Below are 14,727 nucleotides of genomic sequence, written 5' to 3' on the forward strand. Positions count from 1 at the left end.
ACTTTGGCCCGGCGCTTCCCGCCGGGCCTTTCTTCACGCAGGAAACAAACGATGTCCGGTTCGATCTCCCCGCTCGCTCCCAAAACCTATGCCGACATGCCGCCGCTGCGCGGCGTGCGCATGGCGACCGCCGCCGCCGGGATCAAGTACAAGAACCGGACCGACGTGCTGATGATGGTCTTCGACCGCCCCGCGACGGTGGCGGGCGTCCTCACGCGCTCCAAATGCCCCTCCGCCCCGGTCGATTTCTGCCGCGCCAACCTTCCGGGCGGCGTCGCGCGCGCCGTCGTGGTCAATTCCGGCAATGCGAATGCCTTTACCGGCCGCAAGGGCCGCGAATCGACGAAGATGACCGCGGAAGCTGCCGCAAAGGCCATCGGCTGCAGCGAGGGTGAAGTCTTCCTCGCATCCACCGGCGTCATCGGCGAACCGCTCGACGCCACGAAATTCTCCGGCGTGCTCGACAGCCTCGCCGCCTCCGGCACCGAGGACTTCTGGTTCGAAGCCGCCAAGGCGATCATGACGACGGACACCTATCCGAAGGTCGCCACGCGCACCGCCGCGCTTGGCGGCGTCACCGTCACCATCAACGGCATCGCCAAGGGCGCCGGCATGATCGCGCCCGACATGGCGACCATGCTCTCCTTCGTCGTCACCGATGCCGACATTCCCGCCGCCGTGCTGCAATCCCTGCTTTCGGCCGGCGTCGGCCCGACCTTCAATTCCGTGACCGTCGACAGCGACACCTCGACCTCCGACACGCTGATGCTGTTCGCCACCGGCGCCGCCGCGACCGACGGCCAGAAGCCCGTGACGGCCGACGATGCCACGCTCGACGGCTTCCGCGCCGCCCTGAACGACCTTCTGCGCGATCTCGCCCTTCAGGTCGTTCGCGACGGCGAAGGCGCGCGCAAGATGGTGGAGATCACCGTGGAAGGCGCAGAGAACGACGAAGCGGCCAAGCGCATCGCGCTTTCCATCGCCAATTCGCCGCTGGTCAAGACCGCCGTCGCCGGCGAGGACGCCAACTGGGGCCGCATCGTCATGGCTGTCGGCAAGTCCGGCGAGATGGCCGACCGCGACCGCCTCGCCATCTGGTTCGGCGACGTGCGCGTCGCCGTCGACGGCGAGCGTGATCCGGCCTATTCCGAGGCCGCCGCCACCGCCGTCATGAAGCGCGAGGACATTCCGGTGCGTGTCGAGATCGGCCTTGGCAAGGGCCGCGCGACGGTGTGGACCTGCGACCTCACCAAGGAATATGTCGAGATCAACGGCGACTACCGCAGCTAAAAGACCGGCGAATCCGTGACCCTTTCCGGACAGAAGACGACGATGAGCGATCTCCCCAAAGTCCGGCGGCTCGAGGCCGTCGGTTTTCGTGCCTGGCCGGCGGCCACGGTTCAGTATGACGGAAGCTGGCTCTGCCGGCTGACCGCGGGCCACCCCTCGCGCCGGCTGAACTCGGTCAACCCGCTCGACCCGTCCGATACCCGCGACATCGCGATCCGCCTTGAAAAGGCGGCAAAGCGCTTCGCCGATTACGGCCGGCCGCTGCTCGTGCGCCAGACGCCGCTTGCGCCGCCGGAGCTGATCGCCTTCATGGACGAGGCCGGCTGGGCGAATGCCGGCCGGACCGCCGTCATGATGGCCGACCTCGCCAGCCTCCCGCGCGACGAGGGCCTCGATCACCTGCCGAGCCGCGATGTCGGCCGCTTCGTCGATGCGCGCATCCGCGTGGCCGGCGACGACCCGGCGCTGAAGCCCGGCCTTACCGAGATCATCAACGCCATCAAGGCGGAAGCCGGCCTCTTCATCTTCGAGGAACCCGACTTCGGCCCGACCGCCGTGACGATCGCCGTGCAGGACAACGACCTTGCCGGCATCCTCCAGCTCGGCGTCGCCGAAGAACGGCGCGGACAGGGCCTCGGCACCGCCATCCTGCATGCCAGCCTGCGCTGGGCCAAGCTCAAGGGCGCACGCAAGGCCTGGGTGCAGGTCGAGGCGGATAACGCCGCCGCCCGCGCGCTCTACAGCCGCGCCGGCTTTAAGGACGCCTACGAATACAGCTACCGGGGACCGAACGCGGCATGACCGAGACCGTTGCCAAACAGCGCCGCATCCTTCTCGTCGCCGCCTGCGCGCTGGTCGATGCCGATGGCCGCATCCTTCTGGCGCAGCGCCCCGAAGGCAAGCAGCTCGCCGGCCTGTGGGAATTCCCCGGCGGCAAGGTGGAGCCGGGCGAGACGCCCGAGGAAACCCTGATCCGCGAGCTGGACGAGGAACTCGGCATCACCACGAAGATCCCCTGCCTTGCGCCGCTGACCTTCGCCAGCCACACCTATGACGACTTCCACCTGCTGATGCCGCTCTATGTCTGCCGGCGCTTCGAGGGCACCGCACAGGGCCGCGAGGGGCAGGCGATCAAGTGGGTGCGCCCGAAGGCGCTGCGCGACTACCCCATGCCGCCGGCCGACGAACCGCTCATCCCCTTCCTCATGGACCTTCTCTGAGCGGGATAGCGAGGGATTTACCCTCAATTTTTCAGTCTCCGTTAAGCAAACGTTTAGCACCCTCGTTCAAAGATTGGGTCTAACGTTGCAATGAATGCTTACGAGATCCTGTGATGCGTGACGAAGACTTCTGGAAAGCCGTTCAGGAGAAGGATTTCACGCCGGCCGGCGACACCCGGACCGGTGCCCTCAATCTTGCCCTCCTTTTCGGTACAGCCGTGATCGCCCTGGCGCTGGTCCTGACCCCGGTCCTCTCCGCGAAGACCGACAAGCGCATGATCGCCAATGTGCCGGACGACTTCGACATGATCTCGACGGGTTCGATCCCGGCGGAAAGCGGCACCAAGCGCTATACCGTGCGCCGCAGCGTCCTGCAGGAAATGCCGGGCGCCGTCTGCATCGTCAACGGCAGTGAAACGGGCGGCGGCTGCTGAACGAGACCCTTGGGAGAGCGGGAATGATGCGATTTCTGAAGTCATTCCTCGCCGACGCCAAGGGCGCGACGGCCATCGAATACGGCCTGATGGCCGCCCTCGTCGCCGTCGGCCTGATCGTCGGCCTTTCCGCCCTGGGCGACAGCCTCGACAACACGTTCCAGATGTTGAGCGAAAGCCTCACACTGGAGGACTGATCACTCTTGCCCACCTGTCTGCTTGAGCGCATCGGCAAGCCGCATCGCCGCCGAACCGGGCTTCAGCGGCTTCTGCTGGCTTTCGTGCGGCGCCCAGCCCGATACATAGATGATCGAAAAGGTCGCCCGGATGCGCCCGTCCGGATCGCAGAAGCGTTCGGCATAAAGCTCCGCCGCCCTGAGCAGGATCGCGCGCGCCAGCGGCCGGCGGCTGCGGCCGGCAAGCGGATTGGCCATGCCCATGGCGCGCAGGTCCTTCATCAGCGGGAAGATCGAATCGTAGCGGACCGTATAGGTCTCCTTGTCCGTCACCGGCAGCGCGAAGCCGCCGCGCTGGAGCAGCGCACCCACGTCGCGCACATCCGGGAAGGGGATCACCCGGGGGCTGGCCCCGCCCGTCAATTCGCTTTCCGCCGCCAGCAGGACCTCGCGCAATTCCTGCAGCGTGCCGCTGCCGGGAATGGCCGCCATGAACAGCCCGTCCGGCTTCAGCGCACGGCGGATCTGCACGAAGACCCCCGGCGTATCGTTGGTGAGATGCAGGGCGAGCGGCGAGACGATCAGGTTGACCGATTGCGGCTCCAGCGGCACGGTCTCGAGCGGCGAGACGATCACCGCCTCGCCGGGCGCTGCAAAGCGCGCGTCGCTCTCCACGCGCAGGATGGCGTCCACCTTGCCGGTTTCGGCAAGGGCGCGCGCCACCGCGCCGGTATGGCCGTGCAGCTCGACCGCGTGCTCGAAGCGGCGCTCGATGACGCCGAGCCGTTCGGCAAGCTCGCGCGCCACCAGGTCGAGCAGGAAATCGGCCGGCTCGCCGCGCAGCGCCCGCAGGCGGTTCGTGTCGATCAGGGCGTGGTCGAAAAGCGTTTCCATGGGAAAGGTCCAGTTCGGATTCCCTGTCGCTTTGGCCGTGAACCGCGGCTATTGTCAACCATATGAGCGAAAACGGGGCCGATGAAGCGCCGGCAGTCCCGCTCCGGCAGGCCCTCGCCCGCCGGCTGCGCGGCCTTGCGGGCCTTGCGCTCGACACCGTCTACCCACCCGTCTGCGCCGGTTGCGGCGTGCTTCTCGGCAGCAAGGCAAGCCTTTGCCCGGCTTGCTGGGCCGGGCTCGCCTTCATCGAACGGCCCTATTGCGAGGTGCTCGGCACGCCTTTCTCGCACGATCTCGGCCCCGGCATCCTCAGCGCCGACGCCATAGCCAGCCCGCCGCCCTTCGACCGGCTGCGCTCCGTCGCGCTCTATGACGACCTCGCCCGCAGTCTGGTCCATGCGCTGAAATATCGCGACCGTACCGAACTTGCGCCGATGATGGCGGCCTGGATGCTGCGCGCCGGCGACGGCAGCGTTCAGGCGGCCGATGTCGTGGTGCCCGTGCCCCTGCACCGCCTGCGCCTCCTCTGGCGCAAGTTCAATCAGGCCGCCGAACTGGCGCGGGCCCTCGGCGCGCTTTCCGGCACGCCCGTCCTGATCGACGCCGTGCGCCGCACGAAGCGCACCCGCCGCCAGATCGGCCTTGGCCCGCGCGCCCGCGAGGACAATGTGCGCGGCGCCTTCACGATTACCCCCGCAGGTCGCGAGGCTCTTTTCGGCCGCCGCGTCGTGCTTGTCGACGATGTCTACACGACCGGCGCGACGGTTGCCGCCGTCACCCGCATCCTCAAACGGGCCGGCGTTGCGGACGTCACCGTTTTGACCTTTGCAAGGGCGCTGCCCGGACCTATATAAAAGATAAGGTTTTTCAAGCTTTGGAGCGAAAACGCATGGCTTCGGTCGTCATCTACACGCGTCAGTTCTGCGGCTATTGCAGCGCCGCCAAGAAACTCCTCGAAACGAAGGGCGTCGCCTATCAGGAGCACGACGCCACCCACGCGCCCGAACTGCGGCAGGAGATGATCGAGCGCGCCGGCCGCAACACCTTCCCGCAGATCTTCATCGATGGCCGCCATGTCGGCGGCTGCGACGACCTGCATGCGCTGGACCGCGCCGGCGAACTCGACGCGCTTCTGGCCGCCTGAGGAGACCCCGATGCCCGTCACGATCGCCGCCATCCAGATGTGCTCCGGGACGGACCCCGTCCGCAACGTGGAGACGATGCGCCGGCTCGTGCGCGAGGCGGCCGCTAGGGGCGCGGTCTATGTCCAGACACCGGAAATGACCGGGGCCCTCCAGCGCGACCGCACGGGCCTGCGCGCCATCCTGCGGCAAGAGGAGGACGACCTCGTGGTGGCGGCGGCCGCGCAGCTTGCCGCCGAGCTTGGCATCCATGTCCATGTCGGCTCCACGGCCATCGCGCTTGCCGACGGCAAGGTCGCCAACCGCGGCCTCCTCTTCGGCCCGGACGGTGCACGCATCTGCGCCTACGACAAGATTCACATGTTCGACGTCGACCTCGACAATGGCGAGAGCTGGCGCGAAAGCGCGGTCTATTCGCCGGGCGCGGTGGCGCGCATGGCGGACCTGCCCTTCGCACGGCTCGGCTTTGCCATCTGCTACGACGTGCGCTTCCCGGAACTCTTCAAGACGCAAGCTCAGGCGGGCGCGCAGATCATCTCCGTGCCCGCCGCCTTCACCCGCCAGACGGGCGAAGCCCATTGGGAAATCCTGCTGCGCGCCCGCGCCATCGAGAACGGCGTCTATATCGTCGCCGCCGCGCAAGGGGGCGTGCATGAGGACGGCCGCGAGACCTTCGGCCATTCCATGATCGTCGACCCCTGGGGCCGCGTGCTCGCCTCTGCGGGCGGAACGGGCGAGGCGGTCGTGCTTGCGGAAATCGACATCGCCGCCGTCAAGGCGGCGCATGACAAGATCCCGAACCTGCGCAACGGACGCGCCTTCACGCTCGAAGCCCCGGGCGATCATCCCGTCAAGGGAGGCGTTGCCGCTTGATCCGCTATGAACTTACCTGCGACAACGGGCACGCTTTCGAGGGCTGGTTCGGCTCGGCGGACGATTTCGACCGCCAGCAGAAGATGGCCCTCGTCTCCTGCCCCACCTGCGGCTCGGCCCATGTCGCCAAGCGCCTGATGGCCCCTTCCGTCTCCACCGCGCGCAAGAAGCAGCAGCGGCAGGATCTCGCCGTGCAGACCGGCCAGCGCGAGATGATGACGAAGCTTCGCGAGATCGTCTCGACCATCCGCGCCAATTCCGAGGATGTCGGCGAGCGCTTTCCCGAGGAAGCCCGCAAGATCCACTACGGCGAAACCGAGCAGCGCGGCCTCATCGGCCGGGCGACGGCGGAAGAAGTGCGCGATCTCCTGGAAGAAGGCGTCGAGGTCGCCGCCCTGCCCGTGCTACCCGACGATACGAACTGATCACGCGGAGGCGCGCCGCGCCACCAGCATGTAGTTCACGTCCATGTCCTTCGACAGGTTCCACTGATTGAGCAGCGGATTGAAGAAGACGCCCGTGCGATCCGTCATCGTCAGGCCCGAGGCCGTGAGCGGCTTTTCGATCTCTTCCGGCCGCACCAGCTTTTCATATTGATGCGTGCCGCGCGGCAGCCAGCGCAGCACGTTCTCGGCCGCGAAAATGGCGAGCGCCGCCGCCTTGAGCGTGCGGTTGATCGTGGCGACGAACATCATGCCGCCGGGGCGCACCATGGAGGCGCAGGTGGTCAGGAAGAAATCGACGTCGGAGACATGCTCGACCACTTCCATATTGAGCACGACGTCGAAGGTCTCGCCGCCTTCCGCAAGAGCCTCGGCCGTCACGGCGCGGTAGTCGACCGGCACGCCGCTGCCCGCCGCATGGGCTTTCGCGATGCCGATATTCTTTTCAGAGGCGTCCGCGCCGAGCACTTCCGCCCCCATGCGCGCCATCGGCTCGGACAGAAGCCCCCCGCCGCAGCCGATATCGAGGATGCGCAGGCCCTCCAGCGGGCGATGGGACTGCGGGTCGCGGCCGAACTGGGCGGAAACGAGGTCGCGGATATAGGTGAGACGAACGGGGTTGAACTTGTGCAGCGGGCGGAATTTTCCCGTCGGATCCCACCACTCGGCCGCCATCGCCGAAAAGCGGTCGACCTCGGCCTGGTCGATCGTCGTGCGGGCTGCTTCGCTCATGGCTCGTCTCCTTCGCGTCGGGATGCCGAAGTGAAGTCGGCCTCCGGGGGCCGGATGTCAAGGGGGCGAAGTGAAGCGGGGCGTGGCTCTCGCCACGCCCCGCCCGTTTCAGCGCAATTTTGAAAGGCGAGGTCAGCCGCGGCCGAACTCGTCCTCGATGCGAATGATGTCGTCTTCGCCGAGATAGGAGCCGGTCTGCACCTCGATCAGCTCGAGCAGGATCTTGCCCGGATTGGAGAGCCGGTGAACCTCGCCCTGCGGAATATAGACGGATTCGTTCTCGCGCAGCGGGATCGTGCGGTCGCCGATGGTCACCTCCGCCGTGCCGCGCACGACGATCCAGTGCTCCGAACGGTGGTGGTGCTTTTGCAGCGACAGCCGCTTGCCGGGCGTCACGAACAGCCGCTTGACCTGGAAGCGCTCGCCGTTCAGCACCGAGGTATAACCGCCCCAGGGGCGATAGGACGTCGGATGCGTCTCGGTCAGCTTCGCCGTCTTCGGCAGGCCCGCAAGATGCTTCACCAGCTTGCCGACATTCTGGCTGTCCTCCAGCCGCCCGACATAGACCGCATCCTCGCTGGCGATGACCGCAATATTCTCCAGCCCCTGCACGGCGACATGGATATCGCGCGAGATGACCAGCGAGTTACGCGTGTCGAGCACCGTCGTGCTGCCGTCGGCGACGTTGCCGGCCTCGTCCTGCCGGCCCGTTTTCCAGACCGAATCCCAGCTACCGAGGTCCGACCAGGAAATCGGCGAGAGCACGACGGCGGCGATCGGCGTCTTCTCGAAGATCGCATAGTCGACGGAGATATCCGGCGCGCGGGCAAAGGCCGTCTCGTCGAGGCGTTCGAAATCGAGGTCGTGATGCGCCTTGGAAACCGCTTCGCTCGCCGCGGCCAGCACCTCCGGCGCATATTGCTGAAGCTCGCGCAGGAAAAGGCCGACCGGCAGCATGAACATGCCGGAATTCCAGAGATAGCCGCCGGCCGCAAGCATGGCCGTCGCACGGTCTGCATCCGGCTTCTCGACGAAGCGGCGCACGGCATGGGCGCCGTTGCCGAGGTCCTCGCCGGTTTCGATATAGCCGTAGCCCGTGGCCGGCTCGCTGGGCGTGATGCCGAAGGTGACGAGGCGGCCGGCGCGGGCGGCAGCGGCAGCCTTGGCGATGCAGTCGAAATAGACGGCATTGGCGTCGATCTCGTGGTCGGAGGCCAGCACCTGCATGATCGCCTCCTCGCCGTGCTTGGCCGCGATCACGGCGGCAGCGGCGGCAAGGGCGGGTGCGGTGTTACGCGCGACCGGCTCCAGCAGGATCGAGGTGAGCGGCACGCCGGCCGCCCGCGCCTGCTCGGCGACGAGGAAGCGGAAATCGGCATTGGTGACGATGACGGGCGGCTCGTACAGCGCCGCGTCGGAAACGCGCGACAGCGTCTTCTGGAAGAGCGTCGTCTCGCCGAGGAACTCGAGGAACTGCTTGGGGGCGGAAGCGCGCGACAGCGGCCAGAGGCGCGTGCCCTTACCGCCGGCCATGATGACGGGTACGATCTTGGTGCTCATTCATTCCATCCTGATGCTGGACCTCGCCTTCATGGCGATGGGCGTTTGACCGCAATCTTGCGCAGGGCCGTAAAGAAAGAGGAAATCGCCTGCAAGTTGCCGACGAAAGAAGCGGCTTTCCCTTCGGTAAGGTAAAGAGGACCTTGTCAGCGCATGCAGGGCAACAAAAAACCCGCCGGAGGCGGGTTCGATGTCTACGCGATGATGCCTGCCATCAGACCGGCATGACGATGCCCTGCAGCGTCGTCAGTTCGGCGAGATAGGTCTCGATGCCGAACTTCTGGTCGTCGGACTTCACATGCTCGAGTTCCTTGCGGGCAACATCGATGCGGCGCGTGATGTCGTCGCTGTTGAATTCGTCGACATGGACGGCCGATTCGGCCAGCAGCGTGCAGCCGGTCGGGATGATGTCGGCAAAGCCGCCGAAGACCACATAGCGGTCCTTCTTGCCGTCGGCCGTCTTCACGGTGACAATGCCCGGCTTGATCGTCGTCATGGTCGGCGCATGGTTGGCCATGACGGTCATCTCACCCTCGGTCGCCGGGATGACGACTTCGCTGACGCTACCGGAAACCAGCAGGCGCTCGGGGGAAACGAGTTCAAAGTTGAAACTGTCGGCCATGACCATTCACTTCTTTTGACTAATCCGGTCAGGAAAGGGCGCCCTGACGGGCGCCCCGATTTCATCAAGCGGCTTCGGCAGCCAGCTTCTTGGCCTTCTCGATGGCTTCTTCCATGGAACCGACCATGTAGAAGGCGGCTTCCGGAAGGTGGTCGTACTCGCCGTTGACGAGGCCCTTGAAGCCCTTGATCGTGTCTTCGAGAGCGACGAGCTTGCCCGGCGAACCGGTGAAGACTTCAGCCACGAAGAACGGCTGGGACAGGAAGCGCTCGATCTTGCGGGCGCGGGCAACGGCCAGCTTGTCGTCTTCCGACAGTTCGTCCATGCCCAGGATCGCGATGATGTCCTGGAGAGCCTTGTAGCGCTGCAGGGTCGTCTGGACTTTACGGGCGACTTCGTAGTGCTCTTCGCCGACAACCATCGGGTCGAGCATGCGCGACGTGGAGTCGAGCGGGTCAACGGCCGGGTAGATACCCTTTTCGGCGATCGAGCGCGACAGAACGGTCGTGGCGTCGAGGTGGGCGAACGAGGTGGCCGGCGCGGGGTCGGTCAAGTCGTCGGCGGGAACGTAGATGGCCTGAACCGAGGTGATCGAGCCCTTGGTCGTGGTCGTGATGCGTTCCTGCATCTGGCCCATGTCCGTGGCGAGCGTCGGCTGATAGCCCACGGCCGACGGGATACGGCCGAGCAGAGCCGACACTTCGGAACCGGCCTGCGTGAAGCGGAAGATGTTATCGACGAAGAACAGAACGTCCTGGCCCTTGTCGCGGAAGTCTTCAGCGATCGTCAGACCCGTCAGGGCGACGCGAGCGCGGGCGCCCGGCGGTTCGTTCATCTGGCCGTAAACGAGAGCAGCCTTGGAGCCTTCGCCGCCACCGTGCTTGTTCACGCCCGATTCGATCATTTCGTGGTAAAGGTCGTTGCCTTCGCGGGTACGTTCACCCACGCCTGCGAACACCGAGTAACCACCGTGCGCCTTGGCGACGTTGTTGATCAGTTCCATGATGAGAACGGTCTTGCCGACGCCTGCACCGCCGAAGAGGCCGATCTTGCCGCCCTTTGCGTAAGGCGCGAGAAGGTCGACGACCTTGATGCCGGTGACGAGGATCTGCGCTTCCGTGGACTGCTCGACATAGGCCGGAGCGTCCTGGTGGATGGCGCGCTTGGCGGAGGTGACGAGCGGGCCTGCTTCGTCGACCGGCTCGCCGATGACGTTCATGATGCGGCCGAGCGTTTCATCGCCGACCGGAACCGAGATCGGAGCGCCCGTGTCGGCGACCGGCTGACCGCGGACGAGACCTTCGGTCGAGTCCATGGCGATCGTGCGAACGGTGTTTTCGCCGAGGTGCTGGGCGACTTCGAGAACGAGGCGGTTGCCGTTGTTGTCGGTTTCCAGCGCGTTCAGGATGAGCGGCAGGGCGCCGTCAAAGGCGACGTCGACGACGGCGCCGATAACCTGGGTGACGCGGCCGGTCGCAGCAGCGGAAGCTACCGGATCGGCAGCCTTCGTTGCCGTCTTGCGCGCAGCAGCCGGCTTCTTTTCGACTGCGGTTTCTTTCGGGGTAGCTGCCTTAGCCATGTATCTTACCCTCTTTGTCCTGGTCCTTAGAGCGCTTCAGCGCCCGAGATGATTTCGATGAGTTCCTTGGTGATCTGAGCCTGGCGCTGACGGTTATAGTTGAGCGTCAGCTTGTTGATCATCTCACCGGCATTGCGGGTCGCGTTGTCCATGGCGCTCATCTTGGCGCCCATTTCGCCGGCGACGTTCTCGAGCAGGGCCCGGAAGATCTGCACGGAAATGTTGCGCGGAATGAGATCGCCGAGGATCGCGCTGGCGTCCGGCTCGTAGTCGTAGATCGCCGTTGCACCGGTCGTTTCGGCAGCGGCCGCGGGAGCGGAAGCCGGAACGAGCTGGAGCGCGGTCGGGATCTGCGCGATGACCGACTTGAACTCGGAATAGAACAGCGTGCAGACGTCGAATTCACCCTGCTCGAAGAGACCGATGACCTTGCGGCCGATCTCGTCTGCATTGGTGAAGCCGATGCGCTTGACTTCGCGCAGGTCGACGCGGTCGACGATCAGCGAAGCGAATTCGCGGCGCAGGATATCGAAGCCCTTCTTGCCCACGCAGATGATCTTGACCGTCTTGCCGCTTGCCAGAAGCTTGCGGGTATGGTCACGCGCCAGACGCGCGATCTGCGAGTTGAAGCCGCCGCACAGGCCGCGTTCGGCCGTGCAGACGACGAGCAGGTGGACATCGTCCTTGCCCGTGCCGGTCATCAGACGCGGCGCGCTGTCGTCCTGGCCGATGTTCGCGAGAACGGCGCTCATGCGCTGCGAATAGGGCCGGGCGGCCTCGGCCGCTTCCTGGGCGCGTCGAAGCTTCGCCGCGGCGACCATTTTCATCGCCTTGGTGATCTTCTGCGTCGCCTTGACGGAGGCGATCCGGTTTTTCAGATCCTTAAGTGAAGGCATCCGTTTTCCGTCCTGTAACACGATCCGGAAGGATCATGCGTCAAATCCAAAGTTCGGGAGCGCCCGCGCGCCTGTCGGCGCGCAGGGCTGGAACCGTCAGCTCAGCCGAAGGTCTTGGCGAAGGCGTCGAGAGCAGCCTTGAGCTTGCCCTTCGTGTCGTCGCTGATCGCCTTTTCGGTGCGGATCGCGTCGAGGATCGACTTGCCTTCCGAGCGCAGGTAGCCAAGCAGGCCCTGTTCGAACTTGCCGACCTGAGCGACCGGAAGCTTGTCGAGGTAGCCGTTGACGCCGGCGAAGATCACCGCGACCTGCTCTTCCGTCTTCAGCGGCGAGAACTGCGGCTGCTTCAGGAGTTCGGTCAGGCGGGCACCGCGGTTCAGCAGGCGCTGCGTTGCGGCGTCGAGGTCCGAGCCGAACTGGGCGAAGGCTGCCATTTCGCGATACTGGGCGAGTTCACCCTTGATCGAGCCTGCGACCTGCTTCATCGCCTTGATCTGCGCGGACGAGCCGACGCGGGAAACCGACAGACCGACGTTAACGGCCGGGCGGATACCCTGGTAGAACAGGTCCGTTTCAAGGAAGATCTGGCCGTCGGTGATCGAGATCACGTTGGTCGGGATGAACGCCGAAACGTCGTTACCCTGGGTTTCGATGACCGGCAGAGCCGTCAGCGAGCCAGCGCCCATGTCGTCGTTGAGCTTTGCAGCGCGCTCGAGGAGACGCGAATGCAGGTAGAAGACGTCGCCCGGGTAAGCTTCGCGGCCCGGCGGGCGGCGCAACAGCAGCGACATCTGGCGGTAGGAAACGGCCTGCTTGGAAAGGTCGTCGTAGCCGATGAGGGCGTGCTTGCCGTTGTCACGGAAGTATTCGCCCATCGCGCAGCCGGCGAACGGTGCGAGATACTGCATCGGCGCCGGGTCGGAAGCCGTTGCGGCAACGATGATCGAGTACTGGAGAGCGCCGCGCTCTTCGAGAACCTTCACGAACTGGGCGACGGTCGAACGCTTCTGGCCGATAGCGACGTAGACGCAGTACAGCTTGTCGCCGTCCGGGCCGTTGTCGTGGATGGCCTTCTGGTTCAGGATCGTGTCCAGAATGATGGCGGTCTTGCCGGTCTGGCGGTCGCCGATGACGAGCTCGCGCTGACCGCGACCGACCGGGATGAGGGCGTCGATGGCCTTGAGGCCGGTCGACATCGGCTCATGAACCGACTTGCGCGGGATGATGCCCGGAGCCTTGACGTCAACGCGGGCGCGCTGCTTGGCATTGATCGGGCCCTTGCCGTCGATCGGGTTGCCGAGCGCGTCGACGACGCGGCCGAGCAGTTCCGGACCGACCGGAACGTCAACGATGGCGCCCGTACGCTTGACGGTGTCGCCTTCCTTGATGTCACGGTCCGAACCGAAGATAACGACACCGACGTTGTCGCTTTCCAGGTTCAGCGCCATGCCGCGGATGCCGCCGGGGAACTCCACCATTTCACCGGCCTGGACATTGTCGAGGCCGTAAACGCGGGCGATACCGTCACCGACGGAAAGCACCTGACCGACTTCCGAGACTTCCGCCTCTTTGCCGAAGTTTTTGATCTGATCTTTGAGAATTGCGGAAATTTCCGCGGCGCGGATATCCATCAGCCGACCTCTTTCAGTGCAAGCTTAAGAGTAGAGAGTTTGGTGCGAAGGGACGTGTCGATCTGGCGCGATCCCACCTTGACGATCAGACCACCGAGAATGGACGGATCCACGGTGACGGCAACCGCCACGTCTTTGCCGGTGACGCCTTTCAGCGCCGCCTTCAATTCGTTTTCCTGCGCTGCGGTCAGCGCATGGGCCGAGGTGACATCGGCCGTGATTTCGCCGCGGGCGCGGGCCGCGATGACGCGGTATGCCTGGATCATGCCGGGAACGGCGAAGAGGCGACGATTCGACGCAACCACCTTGAGGAAGTTTGCCACGAGGCCCGTGATGCCGGCCTTGGCGGCGACGGCGGCAATGGCCTTGGTCTGATCTTCGGCGGAGAAGACAGGGCTGGCGATCAGCCGCTTCAGGTCGTCGCTTTCGTTGATCAGAGCCTGGAAACGGGCAAGATCGGCACCGACACTGTCAGCCGAACCGGCTTCCTGAGCGAGGTCGAAAAGCGAAGACGCGTATCTTTCTGCAACACCGGAAACAAGCTGGGATGTGTCTGCCACGGGCACAAGCTTCTCTTCTTATCATTCAAGACGCAGGGCAGTAGCGAAGCTACGGTCCTAACCACCTGAAATCGTTGCGGTAATCTTCAGTTCCCACAGGCCTTGGCGCCCGCTTTTTCTGAATTTCGCGGTTCGTCTAGCATAGGAAACCCGGACTCGCAACACGCCGGACGCAGGAATGCGCCATAAGTCGGCCACAGTCGGGGCAAAAGTTGACTGCGCGCACTCTGTTCGGCCGCCGGAAAGCGTCAATCGCCTGATTTTCGGGTCAGATGAAGCCGAAGGCGTAGCCCAGCGGCAGGCCGGCAAGCACCGCCTGCACGGCGAGCACGAGAAGGTTCTTCAGCGAGAAGGATCCATCCGACATCAGCGAGAGGATGCGGCCGAAAGCGGCAAGGGTGAACCCGCCGCCGATCGCCATATAGATCCAGCTCTGCGCCATCATCAGCGCCACGATGGCGAGGCCGGCATAAAAGCCGCCGGAGGAGCGGACGAAGGCGAGCCCTTCGCGGCTGGTTTCCTTCGTCTGGAGACCGGCGAGTTTCAGCACCGTGCCGGGAGCGAAGAGCGCGATCAGGCCGAGCAGGCTCGTCACGATGGCCGCGCAGAACGCCAGGAACTCGCCCGTCTCGGTGGGGATGTAGAATTCCATCTCGGCGCCTCTCCCGTCGGTTG

General features: G+C 65.1%; 18 protein-coding genes. 9 read left to right on the top strand and 9 right to left on the bottom strand.

Translation table 11 applies throughout. From position 1 onward, the window contains the following. The first annotated feature begins 51 nt into the window (after positions 1 to 51). The 5 genes from argJ (at position 52) to K8M09_RS15735 (ending at position 3,141) form a co-directional block, all read left to right on the top strand. On the top strand, positions 52 to 1,290 hold the full coding sequence (gene argJ, locus K8M09_RS15715; RefSeq protein WP_160787972.1) for a bifunctional glutamate N-acetyltransferase/amino-acid acetyltransferase ArgJ: 1,239 nt from the start codon (positions 52 to 54) through the stop codon (positions 1,288 to 1,290). A 42-nt stretch (positions 1,291 to 1,332) separates the two neighbouring features. Continuing rightward, positions 1,333 to 2,091, top strand: coding sequence for a GNAT family N-acetyltransferase (locus K8M09_RS15720; protein ID WP_160787973.1), 759 nt, complete (start codon positions 1,333 to 1,335; stop codon positions 2,089 to 2,091). Further along, positions 2,088 to 2,510, top strand: a complete 423-nt coding sequence (gene mutT / locus K8M09_RS15725; RefSeq protein ID WP_160787974.1) for an 8-oxo-dGTP diphosphatase MutT — start codon at positions 2,088 to 2,090, stop codon at positions 2,508 to 2,510. Before K8M09_RS15720 ends, mutT begins: the two co-directional genes overlap by 4 nt. A gap of 113 nt (positions 2,511 to 2,623) precedes the next feature. Further along, entirely contained in the window at positions 2,624 to 2,944 is a 321-nt protein-coding gene (locus K8M09_RS15730) for a hypothetical protein (RefSeq protein ID WP_160787975.1), read from the top strand. Positions 2,945 to 2,967: 23 nt separating this feature from the next. Continuing rightward, a complete protein-coding gene (locus K8M09_RS15735) occupies positions 2,968 to 3,141 on the top strand; it encodes a Flp family type IVb pilin (protein ID WP_206366712.1) in 174 nt (57 codons plus the stop codon). Here K8M09_RS15735 and K8M09_RS15740 read toward each other — a convergent pair whose 3' ends face one another. Next, a complete protein-coding gene (locus tag K8M09_RS15740; RefSeq protein WP_160787976.1) occupies positions 3,142 to 4,014 on the bottom strand; it encodes a methyltransferase domain-containing protein in 873 nt (290 codons plus the stop codon). A gap of 62 nt (positions 4,015 to 4,076) precedes the next feature. Here K8M09_RS15740 and K8M09_RS15745 point away from each other — a divergent pair, with 62 nt between their 5' ends. Genes K8M09_RS15745 through K8M09_RS15760 form a run of 4 tightly spaced genes read left to right on the top strand, consistent with a single transcriptional unit; the run spans position 4,077 to position 6,454 of the window. Next, positions 4,077 to 4,868 carry a ComF family protein gene (locus tag K8M09_RS15745; RefSeq protein WP_160787977.1) on the top strand — a complete coding sequence of 264 codons (792 nt, stop codon included), beginning with the start codon at positions 4,077 to 4,079 and terminating at the stop codon, positions 4,866 to 4,868. A 35-nt stretch (positions 4,869 to 4,903) separates the two neighbouring features. Then, positions 4,904 to 5,158 carry a glutaredoxin 3 gene (gene grxC / locus K8M09_RS15750; RefSeq protein WP_160787978.1) on the top strand — a complete coding sequence of 85 codons (255 nt, stop codon included), beginning with the start codon at positions 4,904 to 4,906 and terminating at the stop codon, positions 5,156 to 5,158. Between the two features lie 10 nt (positions 5,159 to 5,168). After that, positions 5,169 to 6,029: a carbon-nitrogen hydrolase family protein gene (locus K8M09_RS15755; RefSeq protein WP_160787979.1), complete on the top strand. Its 861-nt coding sequence runs from the start codon at positions 5,169 to 5,171 to the stop codon at positions 6,027 to 6,029. Beyond that, positions 6,026 to 6,454 (top strand): DUF1178 family protein, encoded by a 429-nt coding sequence (locus K8M09_RS15760; protein ID WP_160787980.1) that lies wholly within the window; start codon positions 6,026 to 6,028, stop codon positions 6,452 to 6,454. The genes K8M09_RS15755 and K8M09_RS15760 overlap by 4 nt, the downstream gene beginning before the upstream one ends. Here K8M09_RS15760 and ubiG read toward each other — a convergent pair whose 3' ends face one another. The 8 genes from ubiG to K8M09_RS15800 form a co-directional block, all read right to left on the bottom strand. After that, positions 6,455 to 7,204, bottom strand: a complete 750-nt coding sequence (gene ubiG, locus K8M09_RS15765; RefSeq protein WP_160787981.1) for a bifunctional 2-polyprenyl-6-hydroxyphenol methylase/3-demethylubiquinol 3-O-methyltransferase UbiG — start codon at positions 7,202 to 7,204, stop codon at positions 6,455 to 6,457. Positions 7,205 to 7,336: 132 nt separating this feature from the next. Next, a complete protein-coding gene (locus K8M09_RS15770) occupies positions 7,337 to 8,764 on the bottom strand; it encodes a mannose-1-phosphate guanylyltransferase/mannose-6-phosphate isomerase (protein ID WP_160787084.1) in 1,428 nt (475 codons plus the stop codon). 214 nt (positions 8,765 to 8,978) lie between these two features. Further along, the gene (locus K8M09_RS15775; protein ID WP_160787085.1) at positions 8,979 to 9,386 is read right to left on the bottom strand and encodes a F0F1 ATP synthase subunit epsilon; all 408 of its coding nucleotides are present in this window, start codon (positions 9,384 to 9,386) and stop codon (positions 8,979 to 8,981) included. 64 nt (positions 9,387 to 9,450) lie between these two features. Next, a complete protein-coding gene (gene atpD, locus K8M09_RS15780; RefSeq protein WP_160787086.1) occupies positions 9,451 to 10,965 on the bottom strand; it encodes a F0F1 ATP synthase subunit beta in 1,515 nt (504 codons plus the stop codon). A 26-nt stretch (positions 10,966 to 10,991) separates the two neighbouring features. Beyond that, entirely contained in the window at positions 10,992 to 11,861 is an 870-nt protein-coding gene (locus K8M09_RS15785; protein WP_160787087.1) for a F0F1 ATP synthase subunit gamma, read from the bottom strand. Positions 11,862 to 11,962: 101 nt separating this feature from the next. Continuing rightward, positions 11,963 to 13,492 carry a F0F1 ATP synthase subunit alpha gene (gene atpA, locus K8M09_RS15790; RefSeq protein ID WP_160787088.1) on the bottom strand — a complete coding sequence of 510 codons (1,530 nt, stop codon included), beginning with the start codon at positions 13,490 to 13,492 and terminating at the stop codon, positions 11,963 to 11,965. After that, positions 13,492 to 14,058 (bottom strand): F0F1 ATP synthase subunit delta, encoded by a 567-nt coding sequence (locus K8M09_RS15795; protein WP_160787089.1) that lies wholly within the window; start codon positions 14,056 to 14,058, stop codon positions 13,492 to 13,494. Before K8M09_RS15795 ends, atpA begins: the two co-directional genes overlap by 1 nt. A 262-nt stretch (positions 14,059 to 14,320) precedes the next feature. Further along, complete coding sequence (locus tag K8M09_RS15800) at positions 14,321 to 14,704, bottom strand: AGROH133_08824 family phage infection protein (RefSeq protein WP_160787090.1); 384 nt, start codon at positions 14,702 to 14,704, stop codon at positions 14,321 to 14,323. Positions 14,705 to 14,727 lie beyond the last annotated feature (23 nt).

This window comes from Shinella zoogloeoides, from assembly GCF_020883495.1.
In the GTDB taxonomy this organism is placed as follows: Bacteria; Pseudomonadota; Alphaproteobacteria; order Rhizobiales; family Rhizobiaceae; genus Shinella; species Shinella zoogloeoides.